This is a genomic window from Porphyromonas levii DSM 23370 (assembly GCF_000379925.1).
GTDB classification, from domain to species: domain Bacteria; phylum Bacteroidota; class Bacteroidia; order Bacteroidales; family Porphyromonadaceae; genus Porphyromonas_A; species Porphyromonas_A levii.
In genome coordinates this window covers 1-13,547 of sequence record NZ_KB904240.1, presented here as the reverse complement: position 1 = coordinate 13,547, position 13,547 = coordinate 1, and the positions used below count along the sequence as shown (strand labels likewise).

At 44.4% G+C, this 13,547-nt stretch carries 13 protein-coding genes; all 13 read right to left on the bottom strand.

Annotated features, from left to right (window positions below):
- Position 1: 1 nt before the first annotated feature.
- The 13 genes from A3GG_RS0103555 to A3GG_RS0103495 all read right to left on the bottom strand — a co-directional run bounded on the left by A3GG_RS0103555 (position 2) and on the right by A3GG_RS0103495 (position 12,816).
- Positions 2 to 1,009, bottom strand: a complete 1,008-nt coding sequence (locus A3GG_RS0103555) for an electron transfer flavoprotein subunit alpha/FixB family protein (protein ID WP_018357948.1) — start codon at positions 1,007 to 1,009, stop codon at positions 2 to 4.
- An 8-nt stretch (positions 1,010 to 1,017) separates the two neighbouring features.
- A complete protein-coding gene (locus tag A3GG_RS0103550) occupies positions 1,018 to 1,806 on the bottom strand; it encodes an electron transfer flavoprotein subunit beta/FixA family protein (protein WP_018357947.1) in 789 nt (262 codons plus the stop codon).
- Between the two features lie 22 nt (positions 1,807 to 1,828).
- Positions 1,829 to 2,968: an acyl-CoA dehydrogenase gene (locus A3GG_RS0103545; protein WP_018357946.1), complete on the bottom strand. Its 1,140-nt coding sequence runs from the start codon at positions 2,966 to 2,968 to the stop codon at positions 1,829 to 1,831.
- Between the two features lie 44 nt (positions 2,969 to 3,012).
- On the bottom strand, positions 3,013 to 3,681 hold the full coding sequence (locus tag A3GG_RS0103540) for a 3-oxoacid CoA-transferase subunit B (RefSeq protein WP_018357945.1): 669 nt from the start codon (positions 3,679 to 3,681) through the stop codon (positions 3,013 to 3,015).
- Between the two features lie 34 nt (positions 3,682 to 3,715).
- Positions 3,716 to 4,510: a lysine 5,6-aminomutase subunit beta gene (kamE, locus tag A3GG_RS0103535; protein ID WP_018357944.1), complete on the bottom strand. Its 795-nt coding sequence runs from the start codon at positions 4,508 to 4,510 to the stop codon at positions 3,716 to 3,718.
- Positions 4,507 to 6,075: a lysine 5,6-aminomutase subunit alpha gene (gene kamD / locus A3GG_RS0103530; protein WP_018357943.1), complete on the bottom strand. Its 1,569-nt coding sequence runs from the start codon at positions 6,073 to 6,075 to the stop codon at positions 4,507 to 4,509. Before kamD ends, kamE begins: the two co-directional genes overlap by 4 nt.
- Complete coding sequence (gene kamC / locus A3GG_RS0103525; RefSeq protein ID WP_018357942.1) at positions 6,065 to 7,459, bottom strand: lysine 5,6-aminomutase reactivase ATPase KamC; 1,395 nt, start codon at positions 7,457 to 7,459, stop codon at positions 6,065 to 6,067. Before kamC ends, kamD begins: the two co-directional genes overlap by 11 nt.
- Positions 7,443 to 8,474, bottom strand: coding sequence for a lysine 5,6-aminomutase reactivase subunit KamB (gene kamB / locus A3GG_RS0103520; protein WP_018357941.1), 1,032 nt, complete (start codon positions 8,472 to 8,474; stop codon positions 7,443 to 7,445). The genes kamC and kamB overlap by 17 nt, the downstream gene beginning before the upstream one ends.
- Before the next feature lie 37 nt (positions 8,475 to 8,511).
- Positions 8,512 to 9,771, bottom strand: a complete 1,260-nt coding sequence (kamA, locus tag A3GG_RS0103515) for a lysine 2,3-aminomutase (protein ID WP_018357940.1) — start codon at positions 9,769 to 9,771, stop codon at positions 8,512 to 8,514.
- A gap of 20 nt (positions 9,772 to 9,791) precedes the next feature.
- Positions 9,792 to 10,838, bottom strand: coding sequence for an L-erythro-3,5-diaminohexanoate dehydrogenase (gene kdd / locus A3GG_RS0103510; protein WP_018357939.1), 1,047 nt, complete (start codon positions 10,836 to 10,838; stop codon positions 9,792 to 9,794).
- A 35-nt stretch (positions 10,839 to 10,873) separates the two neighbouring features.
- On the bottom strand, positions 10,874 to 11,701 hold the full coding sequence (gene kce, locus A3GG_RS0103505; protein WP_018357938.1) for a 3-keto-5-aminohexanoate cleavage enzyme: 828 nt from the start codon (positions 11,699 to 11,701) through the stop codon (positions 10,874 to 10,876).
- Position 11,702: 1 nt separating this feature from the next.
- The gene (gene kal, locus A3GG_RS0103500) at positions 11,703 to 12,104 is read right to left on the bottom strand and encodes a 3-aminobutyryl-CoA ammonia lyase (RefSeq protein ID WP_018357937.1); all 402 of its coding nucleotides are present in this window, start codon (positions 12,102 to 12,104) and stop codon (positions 11,703 to 11,705) included.
- A gap of 67 nt (positions 12,105 to 12,171) precedes the next feature.
- Entirely contained in the window at positions 12,172 to 12,816 is a 645-nt protein-coding gene (locus A3GG_RS0103495; protein WP_026215592.1) for a CoA transferase subunit A, read from the bottom strand.
- Between the last annotated feature and the right edge of the window lie 731 nt (positions 12,817 to 13,547).

Sequence of the window (13,547 nt, the reverse complement as noted above, 5' to 3'; positions counted from 1 at the left end):
ATCAACGCTCCTTATCCTGAAGAGCTTGAATCTTCTGAGTAAGGACTGGCACAATCTTGTGTAGGTCACCGACAATTCCGAGGTCAGCTACCTGGAAGATAGGAGCATACTTATCCTTATTGATAGCAAGGATATACTCGCTCTCCTCCATACCTGCAAGGTGCTGAATAGCTCCTGAGATACCAAGTGCGAGGTATAGATCAGGGCGAACGGTCTTACCTGTCTGACCTACCTGACGCTCGTGACCGATAATACCGGCATCAACCATTGCTCTTGATGAAGATACCTCGGCATTGAGGGTCTCTGCAAGCTCTTGGAGCTTACTGAAGCCATTGCCAGTACCTACACCACGACCACCAGATACTAGGACGTTTGCCTCTGTGATATCTACAAGGGTCTTAGCCTCAGTCTCTTTTCTTACGAGCTTTACTCTGCGGCACTTCTCTACGTCGAATGGAACAGAAACCTGCTCTACAACACCCGTACGAGTATTATCGCTTGGCTTACGACGCATTACTCCTGGGCGTACTGTAGACATCTGTGGACGATTATTCTTACAGATGATAGTAGCCATTAGGTTACCACCGAATGCAGGACGAGTCATGAGTAGATTACGCTCCTCATTGATCTCAAGACCAGTACAATCGGCTGTAAGACCTGTCTGAAGCCTTGATGATAGTCTTGGACCTAGGTCACGACCAATAGTAGTAGCACCGATAAGCACGATTTCTGGCTTGTAGGTATTTACTACATGAAAGATAGCCTCAGTATATGGCTCAGTGATATAATCCTTGAGTAGCTCATGATCCACTACCAATACTCTATCAGCTCCAGCATGGATAAGCTGATCAGCTAGCTGTCCTACTCCTTGACCCAGCAAGATAGCTGTAACTTGCTCTGAGATAGAGTCTGCAAGCTCGCGAGCCTTTCCGATGAGCTCAAAAGCGACGTTTTGAATTACGCCATTGCGCTGCTCAGCAAATACTAGTATTCCTTTATATTGTTCCATAGTGTCTCTTAGATGATGAATTTCTCCTGTAGTTTCTCTAGAATCAAGTCGGCAGCCTCTTCTGGCGTCATATCTTCATAGAGTGTACCCATTGCCTTAGCACCCTTGGTGAAGGACTTGCTCACGTTGGTAGGTGAACCCTTAAGACCCAAACGAGCCTCGTCTACAGGGAACGAACCGAAGTTGAGCTCTACGATCTCCTTATCAAAGGCGGTCATAATGTCTGATACATTCATGTAGCGTGGTTGGTATGCAGAAGCCAAGAAGGTAAGCATACATGGAAGCTCTACCTCTAGCACCTCGTGACCATCCTCTACATTCTTAGTAACGGTAAGCTTCTTATCTCCATCAAACTCTACGTTCTCTACGTAGGTAATCTGTGGGAGGTCGAGCTGCTCAGCCATCTGAGGACCTACCTGTGCGGTATCACCATCGATTGCCTGGCGACCAGCCAAGATAATGTCGTAATGCTCAAGAGACTTGATAGCCTGTGAGATAGTGTAGCTAGTAGCTAGGGTATCTGCACCTCCGAACTTACGGTCGGTAATTAAGAAACCCTTGTCGCAACCCATTGCGAATGCCTCATAAACAATAGCTTTTGCCTGAGGTGGTCCCATGGTAATAACGTGAACCTCCGCGCCAAACTTATCCTTAAGGAGAAGAGCTTGCTCTAGAGCGCCCTTGTCGTCTGGGTTCATAATGCTTGGGACTCCTGTACGGATTAGGGTGCCCTTTACTGGATCAAGCTTAATCTCAGTGGTATCTGGTACTTGCTTTATGCAAACAATAATCTTCATATCAGAATAGTCTTATATCAATTTACTTCAATAGATTAGCAGCAATAACCATACGCTGTACCTCGCTGGTACCCTCGTAGATTTCTGTAATCTTGGCATCACGCATCATACGCTCTACTGGATACTCACGTGTATAACCGTAACCACCGTGGAACTGTACAGCCTTAGTAGTCATATCCATTGCTGTCTCTGCACAGAAGAGCTTAGCCCTAGCTGCAGGAACTGAATATGGTAGACCATTGTCTTTGCACCATGCAGCCTTGCGAACAAGAAGAGATGCGCACTCGATACGTGCCTCTAGATCTGCAAGCTGGAATTGAGTATTCTGGAACTTAGAGAGGCTCTTACCAAATTGCTTGCGCTCCTTGGTATACTTAACTGTCTCATCCATAGCACCGCGTGCAATACCCAATGCCTGAGAAGCGATACCGATTCGGCCTCCATCGAGTGTCTTCATAGCTACCTTGAAGCCCTCACCAATCTTACCTAGAAGGTTCTCTTTTGGTACGATACAGTTCTCCATAACAAGCTCACAAGTAGCAGAACCACGGATACCCATCTTGAGCTCCTTCTTACCGACAGAGAAGCCTGGGAAGTTCTTCTCTACAATGAATGCTGAAATACCCTTATTGCCAAGGCTCTTATCAGTCATGGCAAAGATGATATAAACGTGTGCGTACTCTGCATTGGTGATAAAGATCTTATTGCCATTGAGTACGTAGTGATCCTCTTCCTCTACAGCAAAGGTCTGCTGACCCGCAGCATCAGTACCAGCGTTTGGCTCTGTAAGACCAAAAGCACCAATCCACTCTCCGCTAGCTAGCCTAGGGAGATACTTCTGCTTCTGCTCTTCTGTACCAAATTGCTTAATAGGATCACAGCAAAGTGAAGAGTGAGCCGATACCACTACACCTGTAGTAGCACAAACACGACTTAACTCCTCTACTGCCATAGTGTAGATTTGGTTGGTAGCACCAGCGCCACCATACTCTTTTGGGATTGCGATACCCATAAGACCAAGCTTGCTCATCTTCTCAACTGTCTCAATTGGGAAGCGCTCTTGCTCATCAATCTCAGCCGCTAGGGGCTTTACCTCTTTCTCAGCAAACTCTCGAATCATCTGCAAGAAGAGTTCTTCTTGAGGTGTGTAATTAAAATTCATAATTCGTATATAATGTGAATAATCCTACTTGACTAACGAAGTCTTTACTGCCTCATTGGTTGGATATTCTCGGCAAAATGAAGCTCTGCTTCGGTAGCTGCCTGAACTTCTTCGCGAGTAACACCGTCGTATAGCTCTGTAACCCATAGACCTTCACCCTTACGGACTTCGATGACACACATTTCGGTGATAATCATGTCTACTTGTCCTTTAGCTGTAAGAGGGAGATGGCACTTCTTAAGTATCTTAGGGCTACCCTTAGCGGTGTGCTCCATAGCTAAGATTACCTTCTTGGTACCGACGAGCAAGTCCATAGCACCACCCATACCAGGTGCGCGCTTTCCTGGAATAATCCAATTGGCTAGGTCTCCTTCTTCATCTACCTCGAGGGCTCCCAAGACGCTGACATCAACGTGCCCACCGCGAATAATACCAAATGATGTAGCACTATCGAAAGTAGCTGCACCAGGAACGGTGGTAATAGCACCACCTCCAGCATTAATCCAGTCTGGATCTACTTGACCTTCCTCTGGCTCCGAACCGATACCTATCATGCCATTCTCACTTTGTAGCATGACATGCACATCTTCTGCAAGATAATTGGGCACCATAGTAGGAAGACCAATACCGAGGTTCACCACATTACCATCCTTTAGCTCCAAAGCTACTCTCTTGGCAATCACCTCTCTGATTTGTTGTTTGTCTAATGCCATAACATTAAGTCTTTAGTATATGTGTTTCACTATATTATTCTTTGAATTCAGATCTACGAACCATTTCTTGAGCGATGAATGAGGCAACGTCATCGGCATAGGTATTAGCGCCAAAGCCAGCATCATAACCAAGCTCCTTTGCTAGCTCATGGGTAATACGAGGACCACCACAGCACACAATCATACGCTCACGTAGCCCTTCCGCCTCGACAATCTCGATAAGTTCTGTTAGATTCTTAATATGTACATCCTTCTGAGTCACTGTCTGAGATACCAAGATAGCATCAGCATTGAACTCGATAGCTTTTGCTATAAACTCCTCATTAGGAACTTGGCTACCAAGGTTGCGTGCCTCAATCATATCGTACCTCTCAAGCCCATAATGACCTGCGAAGCCCTTCATATTCATAATAGCATCGATACCTACGGTATGTGCGTCAGTACCAGTACTAGCGCCTAACACTTTTATGGTTTTACCGAGATGAGTACGGATGAAATCATCTGTTTCCTCCATAGACATTGTGGTAGACTCCACTTTAGGCACATAGATATTGCTATAGTCTACAGTGTGTGTACAACTACCATAGCAATTAAAGAAAGTAAAGCCCTCTGCGAGCTCTTTTGAGAAGACAACCATGGGATTCTGTAGTCCCATCTCTTTTAGTAATAACTTTGCAGCCTCCTCTGCTTCGGCACCTCTTGGAACTGGTAGGGTAAAGCTTAGCTGTACCTTACCGTCATTCATGGTATCGCCGTATGGTTTTATCTTAGTTAGGTCTAATGTCCTATCAAAGCTTTTGTCTTCTGTTGAATAAAGTCCTCCGCTCATAGCTTGCCCTCAATCTTAAAGTTCTTCATTAGTTCCAATACAGGGTTGTAATAGCGATCCCCTTTTCTTTTCACGCCATCGAGTCCCTTACCCCCATCCTGTGGGCGCTTGATATCAGCAAAAATACCCTTTGATAGTGCAATAAATAATCCCTCATCTTTGATACTCTCGAGCAGATCCAAGGCTTTGTCTAGTACTTTCTGGGCACGGCTCTGCACTATACCACCTTCCTTAAACTCTACCTCATCTCCAATAGACTTCATATTATTGAAGATATACCTAGCATTCTCAATAGAGAGGTAACGGTCGCTCATAAATGGTGTGTGGATAGCCTCCGTTGGCATACCAAGTAGCTGAAGCCCTTGGTGTGTCCAGATACCTACCATATTGAAAAGTGCATCTTGGATATGACCTCTAAAGATATTACCAGTCATGAACTTTGTAGGCGGCATATACTTCAATGGAGCATTAGGGAATATCTCGCGAGTCATCTGAGCCTGAGATAATTCGTATAAGAAGCCATTCTCAACCTCTGGATCCATCTCGAAAGCGTGACCAAGTCCCATCTGATTCTCTGGGATACCCGCTTTCAGTGCAAACTGCTCGTTGATAAGGTCAGAAGCCAATACTGTATGAGCTTCTTCCAATGCATCGGCAGTTGTAAGATAGTTGTCCTCTCCTGTATTGATGATAACACCTGCAAAACCATTGATTACACGACTTGTATATTGGTCTACAATAGTGCGCTTCATATTGATATCTCTAAAGAGGATACCATAAAGTGCATCGTTAAGCATCACATCAAGACCTTCAAAAGCACCCATAACGGCAATCTCAGGCATACATAAACCAGAGCAATAGTTACAGAGGCGGATGTACCTACCCACTTCTGCCCCTACTTCATCAAGCGCTTTACGCATGATACGGAAGTTCTCTTGGGTTGCAAATGTACCTCCAAAACCCTCGGTCGTTGCACCATAAGGCACGTAGTCAAGAAGGCTCTGTCCCGTAGTACGAATAACCGCAATAATATCTGCACCTTGGCGAGCAGCTGCCTGAGCTTGTACTACATCCTCATAAATATTACCAGTAGCAACAATCACGTATAAGTAAGGTTGAGGTCCCTCACCTACTTCCCTGATAAACTTCTCCCTTCGTGCTCGATTAGCTGCGATTCGCTCCATACCTGCCTTAATGTATGGTGCCAATGTATCTGCTACCTTTTCTTCACTTAGAGCTGGATATTGTGTAAGTTTTATTTTTCCGTCGGAGACAGCTTCTGCAACCTCTTGGGGCGTCTTACCTGTTGCCGCTACTGCATTTGCCAAATAGAACAGCGCACCATTCACTAGTGCCTCTTCCTCTAATAGATGATTTACCACAACGTTGGGCAGTGGCACTTGGTATCCATCCACACCGTCAATACCAACAAAACGGCATAGAGTACGTTCTACGGCCACCGTAGTATACTCATCTACAAAGGTCTGGACATCTTCGGCGATTGCCTTTGCTGCACCTCTTGCCTTTTCGACCTTCTTAAAGTCAATTCCAACTTTACTTTTCATTTTCTATTGATCTAAAACTTCTGTTGCTTAAATCTAAATATTCCTCATCTACCCCTAGGAGTCTTGCTATCCTGAAAGCCTCTCTCGGCACACTATCGCCAGTTTCAGCCATAAGACTATAGTCCATAAAATGCTCTAGCTGGTTTACCTTTAGGTCATGAACCTTTTCTTGCTCAATAAAGCCTTTTATCCTCCATCTTTGACCGTTTGAAGGGATACCACTATAGTGTGTAGTTATCAAAGACTTCACGCCATATTTCTCCAATATCTTTATAAGACCGGAAACAAGTGCAAAACCCTCTTCAGGATTAGTAGTCCTAGCTGGTTCATCAATCACAGCGAGCAATTTCTTCCCTTTCTTTGCGCTCTCTATGATTTGATTTAGTCGAAGCATTTCAGCTCCAAAAGAGGAGAGACCTAGTTTCATATTCTCTCCATCTCCAATTGAGCAAGCAACTTCATCCACCACTGTAAGATGAGCTTTTGTTGCTGGTACATACATACCAAACTGCATCAAGTTCTGTGCTAGTGCCACAGAATTAAGCAGTACACTCTTTCCTCCCATATTTGCCCCAGTAATTAATGTAGGTTCGCTCACGAAGTAAATAGACACGGGCTGAAACTCCTTCCCTATCTGCTTCAAGCGATCCGCCACTTCTGGGTTGATTATATTGTCTATTATTGTTTTTCCCTCCACACTTGGAACAGGGCGACAAGCCTTATTATCTCTTGCCCATTGTGCCTTAGCCAAAACCATGGTATCGATAGCAAGAGCTTGTAGTACCGTCTCAAGACTAGCAGCAAACGTACGAAGCTCACGAGTAAGCCTCTTGCGAACCTCTGCTTCAATCACAGAGAGCCTTCGGTTTAGTTCGCCACAATCATTCTCATCCTTAGACTGTTCTATCTCACGACGTATCTGCCCTAACTCCGGATGCCAATCATCTTCAATATAGAAACTTGGTAGTCTCTCTCTCTTGGGGTCTAGAATTGCAAGTACTCCAAATAGTGATGGTCTATCTCTCAGTTCTAGTTGATATTCAAGAGCAATAGTCCTCACCTTCTCATCTATAAGAGCGAGTTTCTTAATCTCAAAAAGATCAACATCGCTACATGTTACTCCCCTTTGCCTTAAGATATCAATAGACCCCATTATGTTCACCACTTCAGACAATTGAAGTGCCAACAAATCTACGCCCTTTCCTACATCTATGTAGTCAACAAACCGAGCAACCTGATCCAGTTCATGATTAATTTCGTCTATGTCCGTCATCCAAGCAGAGGACAACATTACCTGACGACCAATGCTTGAAGCGAAATTCATCTCTTCAAACACAAACCGCAAGCCCTTGACCTGCTCCAATGCTTCACGAAATACTTTCATCTACCTTCTTAATATCATAAACTGGCAACCCCAGTTCTTGGGAGAGCCTATCACACATCTCTTTTGAATGCATCCTAAACCCACTTGGAGATTGTGGATTAAAGGTCACTGCTAATAACTGTGCCTTATTTAAGCAAAAGAGCTCTTTACCACTATCTAGGAAGCTCCTCATAGCTCTTCCTGATACAAATAGCCTTGTAAAGTCTCGTATAATCAAACCATCAAACATTGAAGACTGACGTACTCTATCAAGCAGAGTATCGTGCACTGATCCAGAGATAAATAAAAGACCTCTTCCTTCTCTCCATTTGCTATCTTCCCATAATGCAGGCAACAAAGCCGAAGTGAAGCCAGGATCAACCACTTCACCATCCTTGGTAACCACCCTTATGCCATTATTCGCTTGTTCCAAACGTGCTGCTAACATCCGATTGGGCAGTTCAGGAAGCCTAATCTGCGCTACCAGATGTTTCGTCTGCTGAATCAGATGGTCTGGTTGCGCCGATAGTGCGGCACCTGTTGCCAAAACCAGTCCCTCCGCTACTACAGGAGATGCCAATGACTTTCTTGATAAAGCACCATCAATAATCGCCAAGTCTGCCCCTATATTAGTCATCTCATCTACAACCTTTCTGAGACCTTGAGTTGTAGGAGGTCCAGCAATAAGTACCTTTCCCCTACCCTTCACTCTCGCATAAATGAGTCTTCCAGTAGAAGTCGTGTACCGTCTCTCTACTCCTAGGACTTCAGCCGACAATTCTTTTTGCCGATAGTAACTCTCTGCTGTCACAAAAAGGCTTCCTGTCCTGAGTGTAATCTCAGGTTTTTCTGTCTGAGTAACCTGATCTCTCCTCTCTCCTTCTAGTCCAATAGAGGTGAGACCAATAGTTCTCTCGGGAGCGACAGAAGCCAGGCGCTTGAGGATATAGTTGAGTGTTTCGGTCTTACCTGTATTCTTAGCCGTTCCTACGATTGATAGGCTCTTTAGACCAAGTACTTTATCAATAAAAGGCATAGACGACAGAAAATACAAGTAAGACCAACATCACCAATTACTTATCAAGTCCCTTCACCCTCTTAGTGCGCTCTTTACGAGCCAACTCAGTAGGCGAAAGTGAAAGCTTGTCTCCAGCAAGCAGGGATGCTACACCATCACGACCCTTAGAGCAGTCCTCACAGTTGCAATTACCCTCTTCATAATCTTCTGGTTCGGTATAGGTCGTAATCACACCCTCATAATTTCGCAGCACCACACGGCGTGGTGACTGTGAAATCACATAGTTAGGCATCACTGGAATCTTACCGCCACCACCAGGAGCATCTACCACAAAGGTAGGTACACAATAGCCTGAGGTATGACCTCTGAGCGCCTCAATAATCTCAATACCCTTAGACACTGGTGTGCGGAAGTGACGGATACCCTGAGAAAGATCACATACATAAATGTAGTATGGTCTTACTCTAATCTTCACAAGCTCATGAACGAGCTTCTTCATGATATTTGGACAGTCATTAATACCGCGAAGTAGCACCGACTGATTACCTAGAGGGATACCAGCATTAGCTAGCCTTTCGCATGCCAACTTTGACTCCTCTGTAATCTCATTAGGGTGATTAAAGTGAGTATTCAGCCATACTGGGTGATACTTAGCAAGCATCTGTACCAGCTCTGGAGTAATCCTCTGTGGAAGTACCACGGGAGCACGAGAACCTATTCTCACTATCTCTACGTGAGGGATAGCTCTTAGCCTCTGGAGAATATACTCAAGGTTTTTATCACCTACCATAAGTGCATCACCACCAGAGAGGAGCACATCCCTTACCTCTGTAGCCGACTCGATATACTCAAGTGCTCTATCAATACGCTCTCTAGGTGCAGAAGCATCCTTCTGACCAGCAAAGCGTCTGCGCGTACAGTGGCGGCAGTACATTGAACACATATCAGTGATAAGGAATAGCACCCTATCTGGATACCTGTGAGTAAGACCAGGTACAGGTGAATCCTCATCCTCGCTCAGTGGGTCAATCTGATCCTCTGGGCTGATAACTAGTTCCTTGGCAGTAGGTACAGCCTGCTTTCTTACAGGGTCGTTAGGGTCATTAGGATCAATGAGACTAATATAATATGGAGTAACCGCCATGCGGAGCATCTTAAGGGTACTACGTACACCCTCTACCTCCTCATCAGTTAGCGACACATACTTCTGAAGATCCTCTACGGTCTCAATCCTATTTTTGAGCTGCCAATGCCAGTCATTCCACTCCTCATCGGTTACTTCTGGGAAATAATACGCCCTTCTACTCTTGTTCATAGTAAAAGTATCTCCTCCAGTTATGCGTAAAGCTCAGTAAAGATATCCCTTAGCTCCTTGCTCTCGCGAAGTAGCTGAAGCGTAATCTCTGCGTGACCCTTGGTATAACCATTACCCATGATCATAGTCACGTCGCTACCTACACCTTCTGCACCAAGTGCAGCCTTAGTGAAGCTAGTTGCCATAGAGAAGAAGTATACTACGCCATCATTCTTGGTACATAGGATACTGGTCATCTCTGTATCGGTGATATTTACGTTGTTAATGGTAACATCACACATCTTACCATCGGTAAGCTCTGAGATCTTCTCCATTACAGGTACTGGCTGAGTAGCATCAGCAGAGAATACGACGTCGCAGAAACCTAGCTTCTGTAGTCTCTCAGTACTCCTCTGTGAGTGAGTAACACCGATTACCTTACCAGTTACGCCAGCGCGCTTCTTTGCCTCATAGCAGCAGAGCATACCACTCTTACCACCAGCACCGATAATCAATACAGTGTCACCAGGCTTTACAAGCTTAGCTGTCTGAGCAGGTGCACCAGCTACATCAAGTGCCGAGAGTGCAAGATTCTCTGGCAAATCGGTAGGAATCTTAGCATAGATACCACTCTCGAATAGAATAGCCTTACCATCAATATCAACTTGGTCGATATCAGGACGGATATCCTTGATCTTGTCGATACGAAGTGGAGTAAGAGATAGAGATACTAGAGTAGCAATCTTATCGCCTTCCTTAAGATCAATCTTGCCCTTAAGAGCATCACCGATCTTCTCTACAGTGCCAAGAAGCATACCACCTGAACCAGTCACTGGGTTACGGTGCTTACCCTGCTTCTCTACGATACCCATCATAATCTCGGCAATCTTTGCCTTGTCGCCACCAGCCTGCTCCTCAATCTGAGTAAAGCTAGCTGAGTCAATATTTAGGGTTTGTACATCGATGAGGATCTCATTGTCGTAGATCTCATCCATGTTGTTGTCAATCTTATTAGCTGGCTGTGGAAGTACACCCTTTGGTTCGATCACCCTATGTGTACCATACCTATTTCCATGTTTCTGAGCCATAATTCCTTTCTTTATTATATGTGTATATTTATTACTTACTTCTTTGCTGGGAGGGATAGGAGCTCACGAGCCTCTGCTGGGGTTGCAATCTCCCTACCAAGTTCTTTTGCTATTCTTACTACTTTAGCGACAAGTTCACCATTTGACTTAGCTAGCACGCCCTTTGAGATATAGAGGTTGTCTTCAAAACCTACTCTCACGTGACCACCCATGGCAATAGCATGCGCAGCTAGTGGGAACTCGTTACGTCCGATACCTGTAGCAGTCCAAGTAGATCCTTCTGGCATCGCATTGACCAACCATAAGAGGTTAGTGATAGATGCAGAAGAAGCTCCTGGGACGCCAAGCACAAAATTAAATTGCATTGGTGATCCAGGAGCCTGACCTTTCTTTGCCATATTAACAGCAGCCTCGAGATGACCCATGTCGAAGCACTCGTACTCAGGTTTGATATTATTCTCCAACATACGTTTACCAAAAGCACGCATCATAGGGAGAGTATTCTCAAATACCTCGTCACCAAAGTTTACAGTACCGCAATCTAGCGTAGCCATCTCTGGCATCAGCTCAGTAGGTTGTAGACGCTCATCTGCTGTCATACCAACAGCGCCACCAGTTGATGGGATGATGATAACGTCAGGGAGTTCCTTCAGGATAGCATCAATGACTACCTTATACCTTTCTTTGCTCTGGGTAGGGGTACCATCATCCTCTCTCACGTGTACATGGAGGATAGCAGCACCAGCCTCATATGCACTCTTAGCCTCACGTACCATCTCTTCTACGGTGTATGGCACAGCTGGGTTATCGGCTTTTGTTACCTCTGCGCCACAGATGGCAGCAGTTATAATTAGTTTGTCCATTTTACTTATTCTTTCTTTGGCAGTCCTTGGGCACAACACATGTACCACTTGCACGGCATACTACGATTGGCTCTTCTAGCACATCCGCAGCAGAAGCACTAATATCAGTACGTGGTCTGATCACTTTTCGTGCCTCAAATACCATCTTACGTGATGAGTTACCAACACTTACTAGCTCTCCTTCTGCCTCGATATAATCGCCAGCAAATACTGGAGCCTTAAACTCTACATTATCGTAAGCTACAAATAGACCTTCGTCACCATCCTGAATGATAAGAAGTTCTGTAGCAACGTCACCGAAAAGCTGAAGCATTCTAGCTCCGTCTACAAGATTACCGCCATAGTGAGCATCTGCACTACTCATACGCAGACGAATCAAAGACTTTGGGTTGACCTTTTCCATAAAAAGCAATGATTAATTTATTATTATATTATAATGTATTCGTCTTACAAAGAGTTTCTCTGCCTAGTTACTCTACAATAAAGTCGACCAAGATACCAGGGGTATGGATAGCCTCAGGAGCAATATCACCCGTAGCTACCTTCTCCTCAATCTCTGCCACTACAGTATCAGCTGCCATAGCCATTAGAGGCTGGAAGTTTTGGGTCGTCCCTTTGTATACAAGATTCCCCATATCGTCACCGATACTTCCCTTGATAAATGCGAAGTCGGCTCTTAGAGGCTTCTCTAGTAGATATTCTTTACCATCCACAGTGATAATCTCTTTTCCCTTTGCTACATCTGTACCTAGACCAGTAGAGGTTAGTACACCACCTAGGCCACAACCACCAGCACGCACTTGTTCAGCCAGCGTACCTTGTGGGCAGAAGTGTATCTGTAGTTCACCACTATTCATCTGCTCTGCAGTATGGGGATTAGTACCGATATGAGATACGTAGAGCTCCTTTACTTGCTTATTAGCGATAAGACGACCACATCCACGATCAGGATAGGAAGTATCATTGACAATCATCGTTAGGTCTTTTACACCACTCTCCTCGAGAGCGTCAATAATCCTTTCTGGAGTACCATTTGCAAGGAATCCTCCAATCATCACGCTCATACCGTCGTGAAACTTCTCTTTCAGTTGAGATAAACTTATAGTTTTACTCATAGCTTACAACAAATTTATTATAGGTACATATTTTTCTCGTAGTCCTGCGGGCAATATAGGTTGACAAAACCACACAATAAAAAGAGGTGTGTTAGAATCAATCTTTAACAGATAATCTTCATTACACCGCAATCTATACCACTTTTCCGCGGTTCAAAGTTACCATAAATATCTATGATATCCTGAGAAATTTCAATATAACAACCTATTCGTTAGTGCAAAATGCTGTATCGTAGGTGTAAAGAGTCTATAATATCTTCAAGAATGGCACCCTAGAAAGTAAAATAGAGGTACTAAGTGGACGCATAAATGAAATGGCCTTATATGCTGAATAGGCTGAAACAATGACAGTTTAGGTATCTTACAATGAAAATACTATTAGCACAACTTCCCCTCCCTAGAGCACCAAAATACATCTCCCAAAATCGCACAAATTTATTCCTACCTAGATTCCGCAAAGTATGCGTTAGCCCCTGATTATTAGTAGGTGGCACTATTGATAATTAAAGCCCTGTATTCAAGGAGAATACAGGGCTTATGTCCCTAATTTTTTGTATCTTTACGTTGCAAAAAAAGTTGCAAAAAATTATAGAGGACTAGTTATGGCAAAGGTACAATTTATTAGCACAAATCGCAAGACTGCGATAGGGGGAGCTCAATTTTTCATCTCATATTGGGAGAAAATAGGCATGTCGGGACTGATTAATAAGCAGTTAGGAAAGTATAGTCGG